The 24,038-nt window shown below is 61.1% G+C and carries 16 protein-coding genes; 7 read left to right on the top strand and 9 right to left on the bottom strand.

What is annotated here, in order from left to right; translation table 11 throughout:
• Window positions 1–85 precede the first annotated feature (85 nt).
• Window positions 86–301: a hypothetical protein gene (locus GGQ85_RS00880; RefSeq protein WP_309772813.1), complete on the top strand. Its 216-nt coding sequence runs from the start codon at window positions 86–88 to the stop codon at window positions 299–301.
• On the opposite strand, the gene GGQ85_RS00875 is transcribed toward GGQ85_RS00880, so the two are convergent.
• Window positions 282–734 carry a hypothetical protein gene (locus GGQ85_RS00875; RefSeq protein ID WP_309772810.1) on the bottom strand — a complete coding sequence of 151 codons (453 nt, stop codon included), beginning with the start codon at window positions 732–734 and terminating at the stop codon, window positions 282–284. The two genes, GGQ85_RS00880 and GGQ85_RS00875, sit on opposite strands and share 20 nt — an antisense overlap.
• Window positions 735–1,712: 978 nt before the next feature.
• Here GGQ85_RS00875 and GGQ85_RS00870 point away from each other — a divergent pair.
• Window positions 1,713–2,363 carry a very short patch repair endonuclease gene (locus tag GGQ85_RS00870; protein WP_309772809.1) on the top strand — a complete coding sequence of 217 codons (651 nt, stop codon included), beginning with the start codon at window positions 1,713–1,715 and terminating at the stop codon, window positions 2,361–2,363.
• On the opposite strand, the gene GGQ85_RS00865 is transcribed toward GGQ85_RS00870, so the two are convergent.
• The 4 genes from GGQ85_RS00865 to GGQ85_RS00850 are packed head-to-tail and all read right to left on the bottom strand — an operon-like array spanning window position 2,360 to window position 14,099.
• Window positions 2,360–8,221 (bottom strand): DEAD/DEAH box helicase, encoded by a 5,862-nt coding sequence (locus GGQ85_RS00865; RefSeq protein WP_309772808.1) that lies wholly within the window; start codon window positions 8,219–8,221, stop codon window positions 2,360–2,362. The genes GGQ85_RS00870 and GGQ85_RS00865 overlap by 4 nt on opposite strands.
• Complete coding sequence (locus GGQ85_RS00860) at window positions 8,214–10,310, bottom strand: hypothetical protein (RefSeq protein WP_309772805.1); 2,097 nt, start codon at window positions 10,308–10,310, stop codon at window positions 8,214–8,216. The genes GGQ85_RS00865 and GGQ85_RS00860 overlap by 8 nt, the downstream gene beginning before the upstream one ends.
• Window positions 10,307–12,868, bottom strand: a complete 2,562-nt coding sequence (locus GGQ85_RS00855) for a hypothetical protein (RefSeq protein ID WP_309772804.1) — start codon at window positions 12,866–12,868, stop codon at window positions 10,307–10,309. Before GGQ85_RS00855 ends, GGQ85_RS00860 begins: the two co-directional genes overlap by 4 nt.
• Before the next feature lies 1 nt (window position 12,869).
• Window positions 12,870–14,099: a DNA cytosine methyltransferase gene (locus GGQ85_RS00850; RefSeq protein ID WP_309772803.1), complete on the bottom strand. Its 1,230-nt coding sequence runs from the start codon at window positions 14,097–14,099 to the stop codon at window positions 12,870–12,872.
• 1,363 nt (window positions 14,100–15,462) lie between these two features.
• Between GGQ85_RS00850 and GGQ85_RS00845 the strand changes: the two genes are divergently transcribed.
• Window positions 15,463–16,143, top strand: coding sequence for an outer membrane protein (locus GGQ85_RS00845; protein WP_079446953.1), 681 nt, complete (start codon window positions 15,463–15,465; stop codon window positions 16,141–16,143).
• 1,129 nt (window positions 16,144–17,272) lie between these two features.
• Complete coding sequence (locus tag GGQ85_RS00840; protein WP_079446955.1) at window positions 17,273–17,473, top strand: twin transmembrane helix small protein; 201 nt, start codon at window positions 17,273–17,275, stop codon at window positions 17,471–17,473.
• A 174-nt stretch (window positions 17,474–17,647) separates the two neighbouring features.
• Here the strand turns inward: GGQ85_RS00840 and GGQ85_RS00835 are convergent, their stop codons facing one another.
• Complete coding sequence (locus tag GGQ85_RS00835; RefSeq protein WP_309772798.1) at window positions 17,648–18,793, bottom strand: PcfJ domain-containing protein; 1,146 nt, start codon at window positions 18,791–18,793, stop codon at window positions 17,648–17,650.
• 533 nt (window positions 18,794–19,326) lie between these two features.
• Here GGQ85_RS00835 and GGQ85_RS00830 point away from each other — a divergent pair.
• Both GGQ85_RS00830 and GGQ85_RS00825 read left to right on the top strand, forming a co-directional pair.
• The gene (locus tag GGQ85_RS00830; RefSeq protein ID WP_079446957.1) at window positions 19,327–19,677 is read left to right on the top strand and encodes a hypothetical protein; all 351 of its coding nucleotides are present in this window, start codon (window positions 19,327–19,329) and stop codon (window positions 19,675–19,677) included.
• Window positions 19,678–19,693: 16 nt separating this feature from the next.
• A complete protein-coding gene (locus tag GGQ85_RS00825) occupies window positions 19,694–20,191 on the top strand; it encodes a hypothetical protein (RefSeq protein WP_079447047.1) in 498 nt (165 codons plus the stop codon).
• 119 nt (window positions 20,192–20,310) lie between these two features.
• Here the strand turns inward: GGQ85_RS00825 and cysK are convergent, their stop codons facing one another.
• A complete protein-coding gene (cysK, locus tag GGQ85_RS00820) occupies window positions 20,311–21,288 on the bottom strand; it encodes a cysteine synthase A (protein ID WP_309772792.1) in 978 nt (325 codons plus the stop codon).
• A 207-nt stretch (window positions 21,289–21,495) separates the two neighbouring features.
• On the opposite strand from cysK, the gene GGQ85_RS00815 reads away from it, so the two are divergent.
• The gene (locus GGQ85_RS00815) at window positions 21,496–21,711 is read left to right on the top strand and encodes a hypothetical protein (protein WP_309772790.1); all 216 of its coding nucleotides are present in this window, start codon (window positions 21,496–21,498) and stop codon (window positions 21,709–21,711) included.
• Between the two features lie 27 nt (window positions 21,712–21,738).
• Here the strand turns inward: GGQ85_RS00815 and tgt are convergent, their stop codons facing one another.
• Together tgt and queA are read right to left on the bottom strand one after the other, a co-directional pair.
• Window positions 21,739–22,872, bottom strand: a complete 1,134-nt coding sequence (gene tgt, locus GGQ85_RS00810; protein ID WP_309772788.1) for a tRNA guanosine(34) transglycosylase Tgt — start codon at window positions 22,870–22,872, stop codon at window positions 21,739–21,741.
• Entirely contained in the window at window positions 22,869–23,951 is a 1,083-nt protein-coding gene (gene queA / locus GGQ85_RS00805) for a tRNA preQ1(34) S-adenosylmethionine ribosyltransferase-isomerase QueA (protein WP_309772786.1), read from the bottom strand. The genes tgt and queA overlap by 4 nt, the downstream gene beginning before the upstream one ends.
• Between the last annotated feature and the right edge of the window lie 87 nt (window positions 23,952–24,038).

Below are 24,038 nucleotides of genomic sequence, written 5' to 3'. Positions count from 1 at the left end.
GAATCAAGGAACTGTCTCTCAAATAGCGTGTTAATCGCTCATACATTTTTGTGGGTGTATCAAGATTAACCGCGAGGACGACGACATGACAGAGAAACCGGCTACCTCGCCAGAGGCGGAGATTGTCCGCCAAATCGAGATTTTAATTCGAAAGTTGGCGACGGACCAGGCAACGCCGCGCGATATGCAACTTTTGCAAGACCTTCAAAAGGTGCGAGTTAACCTTATGCGCCCCAAAATTCTGGCGCTGAATGAAAAAGGCGCGTCCCACGCGGATGACGTCATCCGGGCGTTTGCCTAATCTGCCATTTTGCAGGCGCTCCTTCATTGACCTGCTGGACGCCTTTCCCCGCGTGATTTCGCAGCGACGACAAAATAGCCGCCTGTACGGCTTCCTCCTGCTTACGCGTCGGCGCAGGCGACTTTCCGTCTAGCATCGCGTCCGATATTTCCCGCGCCGTCATAGGCTCCGCAGCCCGTCGCAGTACGGCTATGGCGCTCCTATATAGAGTGCCGCGCCTGAACCAAGGATTGCCGGTGTTCCGGCGCTTGGCGGAGATCGCCCGCGCGTTGAAGTCTGGGTCAAGCATCTTCATGACGGCTTCGACTTGAACCATCTGAGCGCGGAGCTTATTGCCCGATTGGCGGTTGGATTCGATCTTACCGCCCAACTCGGCGTGAAGTTGGGTCAGGGTCAGAAGGGCTTGCTTGGATAGTATCTCGGCTCTTGGCATCGTCGTCTCCTTTGCCGGAGACTTAGGCCGAGCCGTTCAAATGTCTTTTGGCGTTTGCGCCATAATACCGCAATTCTGCGCGAGGGGTACAGCCCCATCTCGGGAGCGCCATGGACACGGTTGCTCACGCGGTTGCCGTTACCGACACCACCGTTTCTGACGCCCGAGAGAGCCGCGGTCATAAATTTTCGCATGGACGGGTGCCGCTCTGCTCTCGCGAAAGCAACCCGAACAGCGGGACAGCTGAAAATCATCCGAAGTGTGCGAAGTCTGTCGAATGGGTCGCTGCAGTCAAACGCCACCGCTAGCGTAACCACCGCCGCCGGCGTAACCACATCCGGCGACCTCCGCATCCACATCGTTCCACCCCAAGCATACGAGCTCGGTGGTACGTTCGGTGCCGGATGCCGCTGCGGTTGCTCTCGTGCTCGATGATCGTTAGCTCGAGCAGCCGCGGACTGATCGCGATGCCGGCGGCCATGATGCGCAAATGGGCTTTCGGTGGCCTCGTCGTGCTTAAGGAGCTGCTTATATTTTTCCATGGATCGGAAACGTGGTTGGTCAACAGGAACTCGAGAGCGCGCCAGCGACGCCAGATTGAGCCAATTACCAATTATATGTGGGCAGCGCCATGGCGCGCCTCGATCTCGTCCGCTGCCCGGCTTGCTCAGCCGTGAGCCGGCGTGCCGAATATCAGGACGAGCTGGCCCGCCTTAACGTCGTCGAGATCGACCCAAGCGCGCTTTGCGAGCTTCATGCCCCAGGCCTTGAGAGAAGACCGGTCGGGCCTCGAACAGGTTAGATCGGAGATATCTTGCCATCGGTGTCAGTTTCACCGGGGTTCGCCGCGGTATAAGGCTCAGATAGGCGCCGACTGTTGCTTTGTAACGAAGCAGGGGTCGGGGATCTGATCGTGGACTTGCGCGGATACGGCGTGAACACTCATCAAGGGCAAGACGTTCGAGTTCATGGTCTTCGATGAATGTCTTTAGTTCGCTGTTTTGCAGTTGCGGCATTCAGTTCGTCCCGCCCGTATTATCCAGACTGCTATCATTGCCGCGGAGCGTGCCGGATAAGGCGAGCCATATTCGACGGCCTCGAAAACGCCCTCGCCGCGCGCCATACGGACGACCAATGGCAGTTCATCGCAGAGCCGCAGGCCGGGCCCGTGCAAAACGGGCTGACAGAGGGACCGGCAAGCAGCCCAAGTCCAAAGAAAGCTACGCTTGCCATCGCTCTTGGACGATGGCTCAAGTCAAATCGAAGAACACGACCCTCGAAATGGTCGTGAGGAAAGCGGCGCATGCGTTTGGTCTCCGTTTTCGACTTCATTGTGCCGATCTGCCCGGAAAACCTGATCTCGTTTTCCCCCGGTGGCGAACGGCGGTGTTCGTGAACGGTTGCTTCTGGCATTCGCACCGGAACTGCGAAAGGGCGAGAATACCCCGAACCAATGTCGATTATTGGACGAAGAAACTTCGTCGAAACATGCGTCGGGACCAGGAATCCGTCAAGCTCCTGAAAAAGTCCGGATGGCGATGCGCGGTCATCTGGGAGTGCCAGGCGAAGGATACCGCCAAATTGGACAGAATCCTTCGCCGCCTGTTTGCTTCGATGCCCCTTCGCTAATCGCCGTTGGCCTGGAAGGCAGGTGCCGGCCTCCTCTCCTCGACCATCTCCAACGCGCGGAGAGGCCGCCGCTCGAGATCGAAGGTGTCGATCGGAAGCGTGCGAACTCCAAGAGCCTCGACGCCCAGGCGGCTCAGAAGCGCGTGGTCGGCGCGCCACAGCGGATGGACCACCACCAGCCTCCGGACGACACGCTGCTTTCCGTCGGTCTCGACCAAACAGGGCAAACGCATGGTCCCGACCCGTTCGGCCCGCCAGAACTTCGGGCGCATCGAAGCAACTGCTTCAGCCTGGGCCTGCGCCTTTTCGAGCCATCCCTTCAGCTCCGGATAGGAATCGAAGTCGCCGTCGAGGCCGCACTGGAATGCGGGGTTCGTCATCGATCGCAGGTACGCGAGGCCGAGCCGCCAATCTAGAAGCGGATGATAACGCCTGTTCTGATACTGCTGGATGCACATGTAGCATGAGGTCGAGCACTGCGCTTCGTGCTCGGCGTCCATGAAGTCCACGAGAGGCCATTCGTCGCGCGCCGTCAGAACTTCGTCCATGAGACGGGCGATGTCGGGACGCCCGTCGGCACCAGGCTGGCAAAGCCGACGGCAAAGCCCCGAGCCGTTGATCAGCGTGTCGGCGATCTGCAGCATCGGCCGCCCCTGCCGCAGGCGCGGCTCGAGCGCCTCGAACTCGTCGGGCGCCACGTCCAGCTCGAGCGCGGCCTTCTGCACCAGCAGATGTGTGGCGCTGATGGCCGCGGCACGGGCCGCGATGTGCCTGCGGTCGCCGCTTTTGGTGACGAGATCGATGTTCAGCCGATCGTTGAACCGGATGGCCTCCACGAACACGGCTTCGGTCGCCTTCCGCGCGAATAAGCCGAACTGGCCGATCCCGTCGGCGGTCTTCTGAAGGCGCTTGTTTCTCTCCTTGATCGAGACCTTGGTGTCGATCGCCTGCTGCTCGAGCTGCACGCCGCGCGGAAAAGCGGCGACGTCCTGATCAGTCATGATGTCAACTTCGAAGAGCTGCTGCTCCCCGAGATCGTCAGGGCGGCCGTCGTTCAACTGCATGATCGTCGTGCCGGCACCGGCGTGGATCCGGATGCTTCCGACGTCCTGCGGTTTGCCCTCGCGCGCGACGGTCGCCACCGTGCGGGTCGACATCACGCCGACCTCCTCGAGATCCCCGTCTTCCGGACGGAAGTCGGTCCGAAAAGCCGAGGGTGAAATGTAATGCCGGAATTGCTCGGGGAGTATGTCGGCCCGGCAATCGTCGCACTGCACGGTGCCGACCGACCGTTCGCGTTCGTGTTTGGCCGCGCCGCAGGCAGCGCACCAGCCGACGAAGCCATACTCGCTGATCCAATTGGTCACCGGCGGGTGCGCCATGATGTTTTTGCCTCGCCGCTCCGGTTCCAGCATGCTGCCCGTGAAACCGACCGCCTTATGCTTCTCTTTGTCCTTTACGAGCACGCTGCCCGGCGCGAATTCGAAAATGGCCATCTCGAGGTCGCGGTCCATGGAGAGCCACGACAACTCCTCATCCGAGCCGCGGCCCTCCCTGACCATTCCCAGGTACATGTTGCGCACGCGGGTGGGCATTCCGTACATCGGCAGCAGACCCTGCTCGGCCAGGAATTGCGCGAGGCCGGCGTTGTCGCGAGGCGCCGCATCCTTCCGGCCCATGATCTCGTCGAGCAGCGTCTTGGGCGCGGACGCCGCCAGCAGACGCGCGCGCTGCGCCGGATCCAGGATGGCGGAGTGCACGAAGCGGTCGCGGACGTACTGCCTCTGCTGCAGGGCCGCCAATAATCGATCGGGCCAAAGCGACCCGGCGGCGTAGAATTCGCCCGTCGGCACATACTCGCCGTGGACGTCCGGAGGCACGAGGTCGTCACCGGGATAGATGTCGCCGCGTTCGATGCATTCGTCGCGCACCATGGAGAAGGCGGCGCGCAGCCATACCTTCCTGAGGAGCCTAAGAGGTATCGGATCATGGTCCACGGCGAGGAACGGCGGCGGCGGCGCGTCGCCGGTAATCGACTGGGGGTGGCGGAAATAGAAGGCGTCGTGGCTGCGGCCACGGCAGAAGGTCGTCACGAACGAAAACGCCCGGCCGCGGCGCCCCGCCCGGCCGACGCGCTGCTGATAGTTGAATCGCTGCGGCGGCATGTTGGCCTGGTAGACCGTCTGCAGCGAGCCGATGTCGATGCCGACCTCCATGGTCGTCGTTACCGAAAGCATATCGATCTCTTCCGCGAGGCGGCCGACTTCGTTGGACTGGCCGACGAAGATGTCCTTGAACCGTCGAAGGCGGTCAGAAAAATTCTCTGTCTGTCCGCTCAGTTCCTCGCACTTCAGGCGAAAGCGCTTGATGCCCTGGTCGTGTCCCCGGACGATGCGCCGTCCGAGGAAGTTCGCGCTCCACAGGGCGTCAACCGCGCCAGTCGGATTGTCCGGCAGCGGCATATAGCAACGGGTGCAGATCTGCTCTCCGCGATGGAGATGGACACGCTCGCAGGACTCGCATCTCCAGAACGAGTCGCCCGCCTCGGTAACGCGCAAATGCAGCTTGCCGACCTCGACGACGCCGCCGGAATGGCCTTGCGCGTCAAAAGTGTCGAGAACCCGCTGCAGGCCGTCGTCTAGACCCGAGCCGAACACCTTGTCGCCAAACCGGCGAACCCGGTTGTTCTTCGGCACGGCCTGCGGCCTGTCCCAGGTCATGTAATTGTTGCGGTCGAAATATTTTCCTTCTCGCACCCTGGACGCGCTCGCGAAGACACGCAGCCACGCGTCTAGTTTGCGTGTCTCGTCGCTCGCCTTTTGGAACAGCGACGGATAAGCCAGACCGGTCTCCTCCAGCGCGAAGAACGTGTTGGCGAAGATCACGTCTTCGACCAGTTCGTACTGGTTGGTCATAATCCTCCTCTCCAGGTCCAGCTGCCGGTCTGCCGGCAGCTGAGGAGAGAATTGGGCCACTCCCGCCAATCGGCCGAACGCGTCCCACCACGGCTTGTCGTCGAATTTCGCCCTGCCGACCTCGTCGAACGGATGGATGCCGAGACCGACGAATTCGGCGGTGATCCGCGACAGCGCGCGGTCCCTGCTACCGTACTGCAGTAGATAGTCGAGACGGATTTTCTTCGAGCCGAGGTCTATGCCCTTCAACTCGTCGTCTATCTTCGTCCACTGCGTCATGCGGGCCATCATAGCCTTCATGTCGTCCTTCAGCCCTCGGAGTATCCGCTCCCTCTCCTCCTGGCTGACGTACTTCGCCTGGGCTTCCGCGAGGCATTCGCGCGCTGCTGTTACCAAGATCTCACGGCGCAGGTCCCGCAGATGTAGCCGCTCGATCTCCAGCGATTGGTTGGCCGCGTCCTGCCGGCTGTCGGAGAACACGATGCTCTTCGGCTCGGCGCGGATCGCGTGGAGAAGCTCGAAGAGCTCGGTGGCGACCATCTGCGAGGCCTTGCCGACGCCGGTCCGGAACGCGCGGATCGGCGAGCTCGCTCGGCCGGTTCTGGGCCGGAACGAGTAATCCGTCCCGCACTTCGGGCAGCAAAAGGGTTGTGCCATCCTTAACCGGTCGGTCTTTCCGCGCGAGTTGGTTATCGCCGCGTCGGTCTGGAAATAAATGTGGCCGCCGATGTGGCCCGACGGGACGTCGTCGCGCTCGGTGACCGCTCCGGTGCTCGGGTCCAATGCCGCCTTCGTCCAAACATCGTAGCCGCGTTCGGATGTCCGGGGGGTGGCGGACTTCGGCCAGAAGACGGCGAACTGCGCCCAGGTCATCTTGTCGTAGTATTCCGAGCTCGCCTTCTCAGGAATCGCCTCGAGGTCCGCCGCCGAGGGAAGAAGCTCGACCACATTTGTGTTGCCGGCGCTCGATCCGCGTTGTCCGCCGAGAAGAAGCTCACCGCAGGCCTCGCAATACAGGAGTTCGAAAAGGCGCCGGCCGCGGGCAGAGTCGCCTATGGGCCTGCCGTGGGACACGCCGCGTTCGATCGTAAGGTCGCCGATCCTGATTTCGGTGTTCCCGACATCGACCGAGCCAAACAGCCCTTCGACGTTGCGAATGAATCCGTGAAAGCGGAACGACGGAAGGCCCTGCGGAGTCGCCCCCTTGTGGCCTTCGCTCTCCGGAAGCGCGCGAGCCAACATCAGGCCTTTCAACGCGTGCGTGGCGCCAGCGTCTCCGAAAATGGCGGCCGCGAGCCGGTCGATCGAGGTCGCCCTCACGTTGTCGCCATCGATGCAGGCGCTCGTCAGTATCTCGGCGGCGCGGCGCGAGAGCGTCTGAACAAACTCGGAATCCTTCGGATTCAAGCCAAGCGCCGCGCCGATCTTCTCAAGCGCCGCCTCGACGGGTCTGGATCGCGGCACGTCCCTGACAAGCCCTTCGTTCTTCGGATCCGAGGCGGCGACGAGGTCCGCGAACGGTCCTATCGGCAGCTGGGCGAGCGCGATCCGGTCGAGATGCGGCTTTCCCGGAACGACACAGTCGCGCCAGAACGCCGTCTCCAGGGTGCCGGGATCGCCGGGGCTCTGGCTGGTGCCATAGGGCGCGAAGAGGTCGCGCAGATATCGCAGGCTTTGCGCTTCGTTCTCCGGATCGAGCGGGAGCGATGCGCTCGACGCAAGTATCCTGACCTTGTGGATTAATTCGGGCTTGTCGAGACCCAGACGCTGCAGCAGCGACTTGATGAGGAACGACACTTCAGTGCCGGCCGAACCGCGCACGAGATGCAATTCGTCGATGATCAGGAAGAGATAGGAGTCGGGATCGCCCGCCAGCCACTCGCGCGTGGATTCGAAGATCCGGTCTTCGACCTCGCGCGACAGCATCGTTCCCAGCATCGACGCGTTGGTGACTAGGACGTCCGGCGGCGCCCGATGCATATCCCACCGGCTCACCATTTCGCCGCCGTCCACCGACGGGAAGATGAACCTGGTCGGGTCGGGCGCGTTCTTGCCGGCCGCCGCAGCAGCCTGGCGCGCATCGGCGTCGTGCTGGCGCGCCGCGGCCTGGTCGCTCTCGAAGCGGCGCATCTCCTCCCGAAGAAGAGCTCCTCTGCGCGCTCTGCGCGATTTTTCGCCCCTGTCCTTGGATCGCCGCGGGTGGATTTCGTAGCCCGTGACGGGAGTCGAACTGGTGTACTGTCCGAAGAAGATGCGGTTTCCCGAGAAGTGCTCATCCATCACGGCGCGCGCCTCGTGCGAGTTAAGCGTCCGCCGCAGACGGACCATTTGGTCGTCGACCAGGGCGTTCATCGGATAGAGGATGATCGCGCGGAGCGCCTTGGGGCGTTTCGGGCTCTCGTTGCGGCGCATGTGGACGAACGGGTCGCCTCCTGCCCACCACCTCTCCTGAAGGAAACCCGGTTGAGGCGCAGGCCACTTCACCGCCTCGTTCGCGAGCGTCGCCAGGACAGGAAGCATGAAGCTCTCAGTCTTACCCGAGCCCGTTCCTGAAGTGACGATTCCCGGCTTCCCCCGCTTCGCCCCGCGGAATAGCATCTCGACCTGGTGGATGTACGGATTGTACATCGATTTTCGCTTGATCGAACCGGCGGCCGATTCGCCGTCAAACAGGCCCGACAAAGCCAGTTCGACGAATGCCTTACGGCCGGCCTCCGAGAGGTGGCTTAGCCGTTCGTCGGAGATCAGCTTCTCAAGCGGATCCTCGTACTGCTCGTACCGCAGAACGGGTTCGAGGAACGGCACCGTCGCCAGTGCACCGTCGGACTCCAGAAGCGCGCGGCGGCGTCCGGCCGTCTCCTCGCTGGAGATCCGGAACGCGGTCTCAACGTAGGAGATGAAGAAGTCCTTGATGCGCTCGAAGCCACCGATGGGATCAAGCACGCGAAGGTCCTCGGTTGTCGACCAGCCTCAAGTCCGGCTTCGTGCCGGCCGCAACTGACTCTAAAACTTCCTTCACGAAGGGTCCGGCCTCGACCGCAAGAACCGCTTTTGCTACAGGAACGAATTGCGCCAACCAGCGGGTGTCGGCGATCGAGAGACGCGCTTTCGATGTCCCGATCGCGCTCAGCGCCGCGGGGCGATCGAGCGGAAGCGCAGCGACATCCGCGATACGCCAGAAGTCGTCGTCGTCGACCAAGGCCAGCGCCTGAACACCTGCATTTTTTTCGATCCATCCCTCGGCGCAAAACAACGACCTGTCGTTCGAGTCCTCGCCCTCTGCTTCGCCGCCGCGCGAGACGCAGAGCAGGAATTCCTTCGGAAGCGTACGTTGCTTTGCCGCGCGCCGCAGCGTCTCGATCCAGAATTGGGACGGCGACAGCTCAGCGCACCGGACAGCGCAGAGACGAACGCTCCTTGTGTTCTGCACGTCCGCCAAGGCTAGACCGAGCGTGGTCAGCGTTGGGCTGCCCGGTCGGCACCAAAGGTCATCGTAACTGATGACGGTCGGATCGCAATCGAAGATCGTCAGAGCGCCTCCGGCGAGCATCGAAGAGAGCACGTCGATAACGTCGTCGGCCTCAGGACCGGCGACGATCGGGACGCCGCCGCTCAGGATCAGCGCGGCGAGCTTTGCGACACCAAGCCTTCCGACGTCCGTCAGCAGCGATGAAGCCTTCAGCCAAGTCGGAATCTCGCCGATGGAGAGCGGAGTCGCTGTCGGCGAGGGGTTGGAAAGCGGGAACGACGGCGCCCTTTTGGGCTTTGTTGATCGATCGCCGGCGGTTTGCAGGACCTGCTCCATGCGAAGGAGGCGGTCGAGGTCCGCTTTGCGATCGGCGACATCCGATGTCAGTTTGCCGACGTCCGCATTCAGCGCGTCGATCTCTTCGGTCTTCAGACGATTGTTTGAATGCAGCGTGTCGCGCGTCTTCTCCAGTTCGGCCACGGCCCTCTCGAGGCCCGCCTTCCTCACCTCGATCGCCGAGAGCGCCGCGTTCGTCTGGCTGTCGATCTTCGCCTGCAACTCCTGCAGGCTCGACGTTTCGAGATCGGTCAACTCCGCTTCGAGCTTGCTGGCCCGCTCCCGCCTCACGCTCGCGAACTCCGCCTCGAGGGAAGCAGCCAAATCCGCGGTAAGCTCGGACCGCTTCGTTTCGATGGTCTCCATCGTCAACCGTGATATCTCCTGCTCGATGCGCGCCGAAACATCGGGGTCGCGCCGCAGCGCGCTCATGAACTCCGCGATCAGCGCGGGCCTCGACGCCAGAAGTTCGCCGAGCCGGCGCGATCTCAAGATCTCGCGGGCAATCTTCGGATCGGGCTCACCCGCGCCGGAAACCAGGCTGGCGAGCTTGTCGGCATGCGAGAGTAGGGTCGCAGCTATCGCCGCCCTAGCCCGCTGCTCCCCGTCCTCCGCCGCAAGCTCGCCCCGCACGATCTGCTCGACGTACTGAGCGTCGCTGATCCAGTTGGAGACCCCGGCTTCCGGGGACTGATGGTTCTTCTCCATTAGCGAAATCGAACCGCCGGGCATTGGGATAGCGAGGACCTTGGCCGGATCGAAGCGGTAGAGGGGCAGCCGCGCCATGTCGGGCGACGTCGCGCGGCTCCGGCCATCCTCCGACTTGGTCATCGTGACCACGATCATCTCCTGCGGGCCGGTACGGAAGATCTTTTCCCCGGTGAAGCCGTCCTGCAGGCCGGTCTCGACGAGAAGCCTACGCGCCGCTTCGGGATTGGAGAGGCAGCTGAGGTCGTCGAACGGCAGAAGCTTTCTCGCGGTCTGCGACACCCAGCGCCGGCGCCGCGGCGGTCCGTCGAGAACGGGTTTCGCGATCGCCCAGTCATCCTGCGTCAAGGTCGCGCGTGCGCCGCGCAGTTCGATCTCACCGTCCGGCGGAAACTCGTTCTGGGACGTATGCGTGAGATCCCGCATCGATCCGTCGACCGATTGCGCCCGCGCCTTCAGGAATACGGAGTCGCGCGCGCGTGTGCACTGGCCGACCACAAAAGTATTGCTGACGCTCATACCCTACTCCATTGCGTCGAGTTGAACGGCGTTCTTCCCGAAACGAAGCGCCCGTCCGTGAATACCAACCGCTCGGTGAAGCCGCTGCGTCTGGCGGATGCGACGACGTCCCAAGGGGCGCGCAGCGTTAGGCCGGCGTCAATAGCGCCCGGCAGCAACGCCGCGATTCTTGCCGCCTGGCCCTGTCGGGCGGCGTAACCATATCCGCTGGAAGGCAATGGCCCCGCGTTGGCCAAATTCTCGTACCGGAGCCAATGCGAGATTTGGTCAGGCAGAAACCCGTCCCGACCCGTCCGGACAAGGCGATCGGCGTCGAATCGGTACATCGCTATGCCCGCCGACATGTGCGCGTGAACGATCGCGCTGCAGCGGGAAAGAAACCTCCGCTCCTGCCCGGGGCCGACCACGACGTAGACGTCGTGGTCGCGCTCGCCCAGATGAACCCAGCGCGTGAGCCGCACAGGCGACGGTGATCCGTCGGAAGTGAAGCGGCCCGCGCCCCAGGACGATGCGTATTCCTGCCGGTAGGCGTTGAGCGGACGCATCGGCGCGTCGTCGAACGACGCCGGGCGGCGGCCTGGCATCGTCGCGCGATTCGTCGGCCAGTCCAGCCGTTCTTTCAGTTTCTCGATAGGCGCGCCCACGGCGCCGATCAGCGGAACACTCCAAGGCGACGTCATTCGCCTGAATGCGCGTCCGCCAAGCGCCTTCACGGCCTGCTTGAAGTCGCGCTGCAGCAACGCCGGCACGCATCCGTCGATCAGGACGAAATCCTGGGATCGGGACCGCAGCGGTATCAGAGCGACCGGACCCAGGACCCACGATCGGCCGCGGAATCGCGCGCGCAGAAATGGCGTCAGCGTGGTGGCGTCTTGCAGGCTGCGAAGGAAGTCCCAGCGGTTGATCTCTTCGGGTACAACCCTCTCCAGTAGGGGGATCAGATCGGACTCGTTCCATCCATCGCGGCCGCCCGCGTAGATCGCTTCGAGAAGATCGTCCAACGGCTCCGGAACATCGTCCCAATTCTGGGGCGGCTCGGCGACACGCGACCGCAACTCTGCCGTATCGTTCCACTCCGGCAGGTTGACGACGTTCGCCAGCGGGCGCGCCTCATGAACGAACGCGTCCGCGACGAACTGAAGCCGCGTCGCAGCCGTCGCTGAGCCTCTTAGCTCGAAGAGGCCCGTCAGCGGGCGGGGGGCCCTGATCGCATACAGATTGGGCCCGATTTCTTCACACACCGGCGCTTGGGCGTTCGCTTCGCGTTCGGTGCCGATCGTCGGAAGTCCCAGGTCCGTCTCGATCTTCGGCAGCACTGTGCGCCGTCCGAGCCAATGACGATCGGTCCGCACTCCCCCGATCAGGGTCACGCCCGAGATGGTGGGCGGCATCTCGCTTTTCGCGAGCATCCGTCGCAGCGCGTCCTCGACCTTGGCGATCGACACGGGATCGATCGTCAGGCTCCAATCGCCGCTGGACCATAGCTTGCCAAGCTTCGAACCGACGGCGGCGGTCAGACGGCGACAGAGCCCGACCCTGACCTCTCCGCGGCAGTCGGAAAAACGAGGCACCGCGGACCAGCGCGCGGTGCCAACGCGCTTGAAGACCACGTACCCAGCCTCCACGACCGTCCGCAGGTTCGACGCGCCAAGATTGCCGACTGCCTCCACCGCCGACTGCAGCGTCCAGTGCACGCTCCTGCTGTCGGATTCGCCGGCAACCTCTATCTTGAATTGAAGCAGTCCGTCCTCGTCGGGGTAGATCTCGAGCGAAACGTCGGCGGGCAAATCGAGATTTCGCGCCTCGGCCACCGACAGCACGAATTTCCAGAACCGGTGGTCGGCAAGCGTGCGCTGTCCGCCGAGATAAGCCGCATGGAATTCGTCGAAGGCGTCGTGCAGTCCCGGCGACGCGCTCGATCGGTCGACCAGATTGCGCAGCGCGCCGAGCATCGCGCGCTCATCGGCAGTGATTCCCGGATGCTGGTCGAAGAAGTCGCCGAGGAACGTGTGGTCTCGGCGGGACGGAAACGACAAGCGCAGCGTGTAGCCGATCTGGACCCGGCCGTCGTCCGGAAGGACGAGTCTTCGGAACGGCTTCCCGGCCTTCGCCTGACGCGCCAGCCAATCGCGCAGCGACTTCCACATGGACGCCACACCGGACAGCTTGGAGAAGCTGCGGCTCCCGCCGAGGAACGCGGCGAGCTTCGGTCTGAACTGCTCGGAACCTTCCGCATCGTCCCCGTCCATCTGACTATCGACGAAAATCGTTAGCGTGAGATAAGCAAAGCAGCCGGGGCAGTCCGCGGCGAGCTTCCTGTTAAAGACGCCGTCCTCCAGCGCGGCGTATAGCGCGAATCTGTTCGCAAGCAGGGCCTTCTTGAATGCGGCGACCGCCTGGAAGCCTGCCGAAGGATCCGCTCCGGCCGTGAGAGCCAACGTTTCGGGACTGATGTCGAAGGATCTGATCGGACCGACGCCCTCGCCCGCCGCCGTCAGAAAGCGCCGGGTCAGCGCCTCTTCCCAATCGGATAGGCTGGTGGGCAGATCGATGGGCATCTCAGACGCGAAGCTCCGGTCCGTCGCGGAGGTTGCGCGGTTGGGATGCGCGCGCGGCCCGCCTCGGCTTGCGTCCGCTTGCGACGCGGCGCTTCTTCATCGAGCGCAGAAGCGGATTCAAAAGCTTCGCGCGCAGGAACGACACAACGGGCACAGCGACGCCATCGCCGATCACCCTGAACGCGTAATCGTACGCCTCGGGCAGTTGGTAACTGGGCTTGAGTCCCATTAGCGACGCCGCTTCCGCCGGCGAGAGAAGGCGCGTCCGCACATCGCCCCCCTTCACGACGATGACGCGCGGCCTGGAGCCCCCTCCCTTAGGGGTCCGGAGACATCCCGCCAGGCCGCGGAAGCAGATTTCGGCCCGCTGCACGGTCCTGCCGTTCGACGGCCGCATCCGCAGAGAGAGGGTCCCTACGATGCGCTTGCCTGACTTCTTGGCCAGGGACAGCTTCTGCTTGTGCACGTCGGACATCATCCCGATCAGCCGGCGGGTCTCCGTGGGCTCGTGCCAATCGACGCCGGCCGGCCGGTCCGTCACGACCTTGTTCAGCGTTTTCTTCAATTCGGGAGCGGTGCCCAGATTGAGCCACATCCACTGCTCGCGGCATTGCGTAGACAGTTTCTCCACGGCCTTCACCAGCGGATCCGGATGCCAGATCGGATGCGGCCCGTCGCGGACCAGTTCGTCCACCACCTTCGCCGACTTCGAAACGGCGACGATGAAGACCCTCTGCCGCGACTGGGGAACGAAATGCCGCGCGTCGACCACGAGCGCGCCGGCGCGCATCCCCAACCTGCCCAAGGCCGCGATGACCGCCTTGAATTCCTCGCCGCCGTTGATAGTCAGCAGACCCACGACGTTCTCGAGCACGACGATCCTCGGCAGCCGGCCGTTGGACTTCAGTAGCTTCATGAGGTCAACGAACGCCCAGAATGTTCCGGAGCGCGTCCGATTGGCTCTTTCGGCCTGGCCGATACCTAGACCGTTGCCGGCCGCGGACAGGTCCTGACAGGGGAACGAGGCCCATGCCAAATCAACGCGGCGGCCGAGATCCTCCGCCTCGAGCCGATGAATGTCGCCTTCGAGGATTTCCCTTTTGCCCCAGTTGTCCGCGTAGACTCGGACCTTGAGCGGGTCGAAGTCGTTGGCGAATTGGCACTTCCACCGGCCACCGAGGCCGGCCCGCACCATTCCACCGCCGGCGAAAAATTCCAGATAGCTCGGCACCTAGATGGACCTCCGGAGAAAGGAGGCCATCTTGGCCGTCCGCCCGGCGAGTCGCCAGACCGTCGAGGCGGCCGCCATCACAAACCTATGCACGAACTCTGCCCCCGATCCTCCGACGCCTTCGCCCTTACGGCCGGTTTGGGGAACCGAGTCGTGCACGCGAAAGCAGCAGATTCGTCGCATGGGTTGAAGTGCTCAGCAAGTGCAATCGCCCCAGCCTTTAGTCGCGTTCAAACCGGTGAATAAGTGAGCTTATCGCAACGACCCTGATCGGCCATGGGAAACCTCAAAGTATTTACGAGCCTTTATGGTAGTATTCTCATGCGATGAATGATGCATGGCGCACGGCCTACCGGAGGTGGAAATCAGAGAGTGCTCGTGAGTCGGGCGTTATCAATACCTAGTGGTAAAACAAATGGCAGCATCAACATATTAAATTCGGTCTAGCATTACCAATTCGTAGAAAAGAGCCGCTCTAGCCGCAAAGACATCTAGCGCAAGGGGCCGAGTATGGGGACCTCCTATGCAGACTGCCGCCGATCTCGGGCGAGCGAGCTGTTGCTTTCTGGATCCAGCGGCGCGCCTGGCTACGGTCAACGCGCGCTACGCCTCGAGCCGGCCATCGAGGGAGGCGAGGTAGGCGATTAGACCGAAACCATCGACAAGCCCGTTCACCCGGCCCATCCAGAGCCTCCCCGACACCGGTCGCGATGGCAAAGGAGCGGTACTGTGCGGCCTGCTTTCGGAATGATGGACCCATCTCTCTTGGAAGCTCTGTGGTGCAGCGGGGTCCACATGTATCCCCGTCCAGCGAGATCAAGACAAAACGTGCTGAGGTCAGCGCATTCACTTGTTGGGACAAAAGAAAAAGCCCGGCTAAGTGGTTGGCAAACCCCCCGTCCCTGCGGCACGTTCGATCACGTTAGGCTCAGAAGATTGCCAACCGCTGCCGTTGAAATTAAATAGGAAACGGATTGAAAACCTTTCTTTTAATCATGGGGTCGAGGGTTCGAGTCCCTCCGCGCTCACCAACCAAGCCCGCGATTCCACCGCTCATTTTCGGCAGCGGGAACGTTCTAAACCACCACCGCAAAGCTAGGAAAACAATTCCGCTCAAGGCTGCCAACGACAAGATCCAAGCGCCTATTCTAAGATGGCGCGACTTGATCTGTGCCAGTTTGTCTAGGCTGGCAACTGTCCGGTCCAAGATCGAATCCTTAGTCCCGCCCACGATGGCGCGGCTTTTTTTGCAGCAGCGGGTCGTCAACAATTCAACCGTGTGTGGCAGACACGCTACAGCCGCACCCGAGCTCCTACCGTTATATTGAGCGGTATCGATCGATTACAGCTTTGAGGCTACCTCATGAAGAAGATTCTTCTAGCGACCGCAGCCGTGCTGATCAGCGCGTCGGCTGCGTCCGCCGCTGATTTAGCAGCTCATCCCTACACCAAAGCACCGCCCTTACCGCCCGCTCCGATCTATAATTGGACCGGCTTCTATATCGGCGGTCACATCGGCGGTGCCTTCGGTAACTCCTCGAACAGCATCTTCTTACCCGGTGCTGTCAACAACAACGACGGCGTGTTCATGGGCGGCGGCCAGATCGGCTATGACACGCAGTTCTCGCCGAACTGGGTCTTCGGTATCGAAGCCAATTACAGTTTCCTCGATACCAGCAGTACCTTCGCCAACCGTGGCCTCGGATCGGTCACCGGCCGAATCGGCTACACTTGGGGTCCGAATTTGCTGTACTTCAAGGGCGGCTACGGCTGGGCTGACTCTCGCTTTAGCAACGGCTTCGGCGGCAACGGCGGCCGTGACGGCTACACCCTTGGTGGCGGCTTCGAATACCTGTTCACCCAGAACTGGTCGGGCAAGGTCGAGTACCAGTACTACGATCTCGGCACTGTGAACTTCGTGGGCCCGGGCCCGCGTTTTGTTCGGGGCAACCTCCACAACGACCAGCACACCATCAAGATCGGTCTGAACTACCGCTTCAACTGGGGTGCTCCGATGGGCGCTCCGCTTGCCCCGGGATACTGATTACTCTCGAACCTCGCGGTTCTGAAAGCAAAAAGGGCCGGCATCAGGTGCCGGCCCTTTTTGCTTTGTCCGCGGAGGAAATTGTTTGAGGCTGTCGTGGATGGCGTCTGAGGCCGCGTATCTTAGCCCTATGAGAACCCAAGGCCGAACGGGTACTATACTAGTAAATCACCTCGCATCCGATCCGAGAATGAGCCGAATTATCGTCTGCTCCGTCATCCTATCCGCCTTCGTTTTCGGGCTGGGCCATTTCATGACCAGCCTTTCGAGTCTAGGGACTTAGGCCCGTTCCTTGTTCCGTGCGCCGTGGGCTGCACCATCATGTTTGTTCTCGCTTTCGCCTGGGATTGGTTCGAGCGTAGCCATGGGCCTCATCGCGGCTATCAACACCGCCTGATCACCAGTAACTGGAGCCGTAGCGGCATTCACCCGGCACTTGTCCAGATGAGGGATTGCAGCGTCTCTCGCCGGTTTAGCACCACTATAGACATTGGGGCGGACTCGCATACCGACCCGTGCCCAAGTCGCGTAATCGCCCCTACTGGAGGTGCGAGCCTCGAGACCGGCTAACGAGTGTAGCGATCGTAATATCGTTGAAGACTGTTCCGGGGCGTCTGAGAGCCCTTGGTCAAGATCACGCCCAGCGCAAAACCAATAATCCCTGCCGTTAGGAGAGCACTCCCCGGGCTTCTGGCGACGAGATCGGAGCCGTGATCGTAAGCGGCTGAGCCGGATTTCGTTAAGTTAGCAGCCAAGTCTCGCGTGGCGCGCTTGACCTGATCGGATGCATTTCGGAGTGCGCCTTCATTTTCCGCGTCGCCGCTAATATTCGCCATCAATCGCTCCCTTTGATCGCTCCGTTTGAAGCATCAACCGAGCGCGAGCGCGATAGTTCCGAGGCTTCGCTCCTTGGCGAGACGTTCGACGCGCCAAGCGCCGCCGTTACGATTGGAGGACAAGAGCGACGGCGATAATGCGCGCCAGCCTTGTCGCAATTCAGGGCTCCGCGTCGTATAAATCGTCGCCAAACTCGAACTTCGTTTGACGGGGCGAGAAGGTTCCGGTTGCGGAACCCCTTCCCTCTCTTACAGTTTATTAAATCGATCAAACAGCGTGAGACTTTACCGGCATGACAGAATTCCTAAGTCAAATTATGATCCCGATCGCGCTGGCTTCCGTCGCGGCCGTACTGGTGCTAGGCCTCGTAAACATGATGCGCGGCGGCAATCCGTGGCGCTCGCAATACCTGATGCAAACCCGGGTTGTACTGCAATTCATCGCGATCGTCTTAGTCATGCTGACGATCTGGTCGATGATGGGACAGCAGTAGATCGTACACGATCTCAGGAACCATCTGCCTCTCAGTGCATTGCCCGATCCGGGCGGTCCCTTGGCCGGGTACCGTCCGACTTCACTCGACCTGGCCCGCCTCCCTCACGCGTGGATGGCGGGCCTTTTGTCATCATTATTGGACCTGGGATTATTGAACCTGGGACAAAACTGCTCAACCGACCGTTGGGGCGGCTTGGTTCAGGCTGGAGATAAACGCCTGAATCGCCTTCTCAACGTCTTGGGAGACCTCGGAATTGTACGGTCCCTTGATCTGAATAAGCTTGTAAGGCGAGCGTTTTCTTGCAGGCAGTTGAAGAAATTCGCCCGACGCAAGCAGGAAGCCTGACTTACTGACCTCGAACGTCGCAAGCCGCTGGCCGTCTCCGCGCACCGAGAAAATTCGGCTGAAGCCGCGTATGACATTTCCTGCGTAGCTCGCAACGCAATGATGCATTTCCGCGCCCTCGGCGTGAAGCGCCGCGCCTGACTGAAGCGCTACAATTTCGTACCCATCAATGATTCTCCTGCGCGGCAGGTCTCCATAGTCGATGACCTCGTTCCACCCGATCTTGTGGGTCAGAAGGTACGCCTTCTCGCTGCTGGCTTGCGCGAGCTCATCGTGCCACTCGAGCGCCGCTCGGTAAGCGCGTTCATAACTCCAGCGCCGATTGAACCGGCCGATATGAAATGCCGCATAATCCGCAACAGCGGACGCCTGATCCAGGGAACCACCCGCCGTGCTCGCCGTATGATCACCCATCGCGCACACTGCCCAGTCAAAGAGGGCCTTCGCACTCTGCTCACGACGACACATTGCCTCGGACCATTCCCCGAGCGCGCGCAACCAGTTGTGCTGCTTGCGGATCGCGGATGGAATTGCCTGCGCCAGTGGTGAGGGCGGGATATCGCACAAATTCTGAATGGTCTGATATTCGGTGGGACCAGCACGAAACGCTTGCCCTTTTAGCGCGCGTAAGGGCCGGATAAGTCCATAATACCTCAAGAGATCGCGCAATTTTGGGCGATCATGAACAATCGCTTGCCAGTCCTGCTGGATAAATTCTCGTTCGCTTGGGCGAAAACACTCCATGCCCTGCGCCGCCGCGACGACGAGGACCGGAGCTTGCCGCAGATAATCGATCGCGAAAGGTTCGGCCACAACCATGGTCACAGCCGCGATCGCCAATGGCCTGACCGCGAACATGTTCTCAGCTTCATGTGCACAGGCCTGAACCCAAGGTTCGTCCCGCAGCAGACCGTTCGCTGCGAATTCGGGAGCCAGCCACTGCAGGAGGCTCTTCTGTGCGTCATCCTTCATGCGAGGCCTTGAGCATTCCCGACTAGAAACGTCCTGACTTTAGGCTTCGGTCGGATTGAATATATTCTCTCCTTTGAACTCCTTTGAAGCAACACGGTGGGTAACCTCTAGTTGCCAATCGTCGAAGACATAGGGCCCGCATGTCGCTATCCTCAACGAACAACATCTGAAATTCTGGCTTGCCGGCAGCCGTATATCGTCATATCCAGCCTCGATACGGCGTCTTTTGAAGATCTCTATTCTTCCTCACCGAAACTGAGTATGAGCGTTTCAAGGTCAATAAACTGCCCGATTCGTTACGGTTTTGCTGGACAGCAACAGTGGCGGGTCATGAGTTTTCTTTAAGTGCGCGACTGATGCGCGGAGGTAATATATTGAATTGATTAGTGATTGGCCAATATCGGCCGAGACACTATTTCGTGCGCGCGAACCTGACGCTGGCCTCAAGCTATCGGCCGCGATCCGCCCTGCCGCTATTTTGGACACAATCTGCCGGAATAACGCGGCGATCACGAAAATCGAGGAATTAGTTCATGCGTCATGTTCGCATTCATGCTGTTCTTTTTTCATGTGGCCTGATTGCGGGCTTGGCTTCCCCGGCGCTTGCCGGAAAAACTTATGACGGGCTTTGGAACGTCAAAATCGTCACCAAAACGGGCACCTGCGACCCGGTGGCGCAATATCCTCTGACCGTTACCGACGGTAAGGTTTCGGCGGCAGGCGCTGACATCACCGGCAGTGTCGGAAACCAAGGTTACGTGAAGGTATCCATCCGCGGCGCTTACGCCAACGGACAGCTCAACGGTAATGTTGGATCGGGGAAGTGGAATGGAGCGTCCGGAGGAGTTCCTTGTAGCGGGCGCTGGGAAGCTTCGCGTCAGTAATAATGGGATGATGCAAATGGGATTTGGGGGGATCATGTCACGAGGATTATCCGCCGCGTGCGCGCTAGGCGCTGTGGTGATGCTGTCGATATCCGCTAGTTCCGCTGGAGCGGGGCCGTTTGAAGGCTTGGCGGGTGTCTGGACCGGACGTGGCAGTATCCAGCTCGAGGATGGCTCAACCGAAAAGATCCGCTGCAAGGCCACCTATGCCGTGAGTGGCGATGCCCAGGGCCTCAATCAGACGCTGCTATGTGCCAGCGACAGTTACAAATTCGAACTCAGAAGCAATGTGCTCGCTCGTAACGGCGTTCTGTCGGGAGAGTGGCGCGAGACCAGCCGCAATGTTAGCGGAACCCTCGAAGGACGGGCCGGTAATGGCCAGTTTAACGTCGACGTCAGCGCTCCCGCATTTACGGCAAAGCTCAAGATGAAGACGAACGGCAACCGGCAGGACGTGGTCATCAGTTCGGACGGTCAGTTCAGGGGGGCCAATATCTCGCTGTCCCGTTCCTGATCTCAGCGCAGTCTTCGGTATAGCGCTTCCGAACGAAGTGCAATTCGGTTGCGAGAAGAAAAGCACGTCAGAAAAAGATCGAGTCTTTCACCGTTCCGTGAAGCGGTGAAAGACTCTGGTCAGATTCCCTCGAACAACGCCGTCGAGAGATATCGCTCGGAGAACGAGGGGACGACGGCAAGAATGGTTTTGCCTTCGCTGCCGGGCCTCCGGCCGATGGCAAGCGCCGCTGCAACAGCTGCACCGGACGAAATCCCCCCTGGAATGCCTTCGCTACGCGCCAAGGCACGGGCGGTTTCCAATGCCGTGGCGCTATCGACTTTCACGACCTCATCAACGACGGAACGATCCAGGATTTGGGGGACAAAACCCGCGCCGATCCCCTGGATCTTGTGCGGCGAATGCCGTCCGCCCGACAGTACCGCGCTCTCCTCGGGTTCGACTGCAACGATGCGCAAGGACGGCTTGCGGGGCTTCAGGGCCTGACCAATCCCCGTTATGGTCCCGCCAGTCCCGACCCCAGCCACGACCCAATCAATGTTCCCGCCGGTATCGTTCCATATCTCTTCGGCCGTGGTGAGCCGGTGAATCTCCGGATTGGCGAGGTTCTTGAACTGTTGCGGCATGACGGCGTGCGGAGTCGTGCGCACCAGTTCCTCGGCCATGGCGATTGATCCTTTCATACCCTCTGCCGCCGGCGTCAGAACGATTTCCGCTCCCAGAAAGGCCAGCATCTTGCAGCGCTCCGTCGAGACTGACTCTGGCATCACCAGCTTCAGGCGGTAGCCACGCGAGGCCGCAACGAACGCCAGCGCTATGCCAGTGTTTCCCGAGGTCGGTTCGATCAGAACCGTGTCGGCATCGATCTTGCCAGCTTTCTCCATTGCCACGATCATTGCCGCGCCGATACGATCTTTCACGCTCGTGGCTGGGTTGAAGTATTCCAGTTTGGCCAGAATAATTGCATTCACACCATGCTGTTGTGGCAGCCTGCGCAGCCGGACGATCGGGGTGTCTCCAACCGTATCGACAATGCTGTCGAACACACGGCCACGGCCGGCATGGTGCGGTGCATCAACCTTTGATTTTGTATCCATGTCAGCGTCCTCGAGTAGTTGAACAATGCTCATCACGATCAGCCAGCGTGTCGGGGGCTAAAGTCTGGCAGCAATACGTTGCGCCAAGCCCGATTCTTGCAGGACTGGAATTCGTAAAAGAAACGCATTTGTGTTGCGACATCGTCAAACGATGCGTGTACGGTGCCGGAAAGTCCAGACTGATTAATTTCCAAAAGGAGGTCACGAATGCCAGCGATTGCTGAAATCCGGTCGACCGCCCTGCCGCACTCCGCGCCTCGCGGAAGCGATCTTCCGACGTGCCCGGTTTGCGCCGACTCGATGATTGCAGCGGAAGCATCCGCATACTTGCCCGACAACGTCATCGGCCACTTGTGGAGCTGCGACACATGCGGTTACGGCTTCGTAACCAAGCATGTCGTCCAACGCATCGCCTGCAATTGATACGATCTTTTCCGATGCAGTCAGACATCAGCGCATGGCGATATCGCCGCGCGCCCAGCCTTCGCGTGTCAGCTCGCGAAACTGCTGAAAGGTTCCTCCTTTAATCGCCGTACGCATGGCCTGCATCAAACTCTGATAATATGCGATGTTGATCCCGGAGAGTAGCATCGCGCCGAGCGTTTCGCCGGATCGCACCAGATGATGCAGATAGGCGCGCGAATAATTTCGCGATGCCGGCCATGAACTCTCTTCGTCGAGTGGACGCGGGTCGTCGGCGTGACGGGCGTTGCGAAGATTGATCTGGCCGAAGCGGGTGAAGGCCATGCCGTGGCGTCCGTTCCGCGTCGGCATGACGCAATCAAACATATCGATGCCGCGCGCGACTGCTTCCAGCAAATCGTCCGGCGTCCCCACACCCATCAGATAGCGCGGCCGTTCCACCGGCAGCCACGGCATGGTTTCCTCGATCATCGCGAGCATGATGGCCTGCGGTTCACCGACCGCGAGACCGCCGATTGCGTAGCCGTGGAAGCCGATCTCGGTCAGCCTGCACGCGCTCGTGCGCCGCAGGTCGGAGCTGTCCCCACCTTGAACGATGCCGAACAGCATGTTGGCGGCGGGGGCGCCCTCGAAAGCGCGCCTGCTGCGCTCGGCCCAGCGCAGCGAGAGCTGCATAGCGCGCTCAATGTCGGTACGCTCGGCGGGGAGCCGAACGCATTCGTCGAGCTGCATCGCGATGTCGGAGCCGAGCAGCCGCTGAACCTCGACGGCGCGTTCAGGCGTCAGTTCGATCGCGGTACCGTCGATATGAGAGCGAAACGTCACGCCCTGCTCTTTCACCTTTCGCAACTGGGCCAGCGACATCACCTGGAACCCGCCGGAATCCGTCAACATCGGCCCGCCCCAGGTCGTGAATTTTTGCAAGCCGCCGAGTTCGTCGATCCGCTCAGCTCCGGGCCGCAGCATCAGGTGATAGGTATTGCCGAGCACGATATCGGTCCCGGCGTCGCGCACCTCTTGCCATTGGAGGCCCTTCATGGCGCCTTGTGTCCCGACCGGCATGAACGCCGGTGTGCGCACCGCGCCGTGAGCTGTGGTGAGAAGTCCGGTGCGAGCGCTGCCGTCGCGTCCGAGAATTTCGAAATGGTTGGCGAGGCTCATGCGTCCGACCTGTCCGGAAACAGCAAGCAGGCGTCGCCATAGGAATAGAACCGGTACCCCCCCGCGATCGCATGAGCATAGGCATGTTTCATGGTTTCAAGACCGCTAAAGGCCGAGACCAGCATAAACAGCGTCGACCGCGGCAGATGAAAATTTGTCATCAGGATATCGACCGCGCGAAAGCGATAGCCCGGCGTGATGAATATCGCGGTCTCCCCGGTAAACGGCGCGATTTGACCGTCGTCGCCTGCCGCGCTTTCCAAAAGCCGAAGCGATGTCGTTCCGACGGCAACGATCCGACCACCGCTCGCTCGCGTCGCGTTCAGCGCGGCCGCGGTTTCGGCGGATATCGTACCCCATTCCGAATGCATACGGTGCCCAGCGCTGTCTTCGGCTTTGACCGGAAGAAACGTACCGGCACCGACATGCAGGGTGATCCGATGAAGGCCCACGTCGCGTTCGCGTAGCGCCGCTTCGATCGCCGGCGTGAAATGCAGCCCCGCGGTCGGTGCAGCGACGGCTCCCTCATGAGCTGCGAACATCGTCTGATAGTCTGCAGCATCGCGGTCGTCGGGCGCGCGCTTTGATGCAATGTATGGCGGTAGCGGCGTTGAGCCCAGATCAGCAATGGCCTGATCCAGCGTGGGTCCGTGAAACGAAAAGGCGAACGTCACTTCGCCCTCCTCGCCTTTGCTTTCGACCTGCGCATCGAGGTGCCCGAGGAAGCACACCCGTCCCTCGTTGCCAAAGCGAACGATGTCTCCCGTCATGAGCTTCTTGGCCGGCCTGACCAATGCGCTCCAGCGAGAACCGTCGAGGCGCTTGATCAGCGTGGCGTCGATCCTCGGCTCAGTCTCGCGACCGATGCGGCGGCCATGCAATTGAGCGGCGATGACACGCGTATCGTTCACGACGAGTTGGTCACCGGGCCGCAGCCATTCTGAAAGATCTCTTATCCGTTGGTCGCGTAAACCGGCCCCGGGCTGTACCACGAGCATCCGCGCGGAATCACGCGGGTTCGCCGGACGCAGCGCAATGCTCTCGGCCGGCAATTCGAAATCGAAGAGATCGGTTCGCATGAAATTATCAAGCTGACGGATGTAACTCGTCACTGAACCCGTTAGCCCGAAACGTCAATGGCCGGAACGGATCCGGCCATTTCACGT

Source organism: Nitrobacter vulgaris, from assembly GCF_031453995.1.
In the GTDB taxonomy this organism is placed as follows: domain Bacteria; phylum Pseudomonadota; class Alphaproteobacteria; order Rhizobiales; family Xanthobacteraceae; genus Nitrobacter; species Nitrobacter vulgaris.
This window is presented reverse-complemented; position numbering and strand designations above follow the sequence as displayed.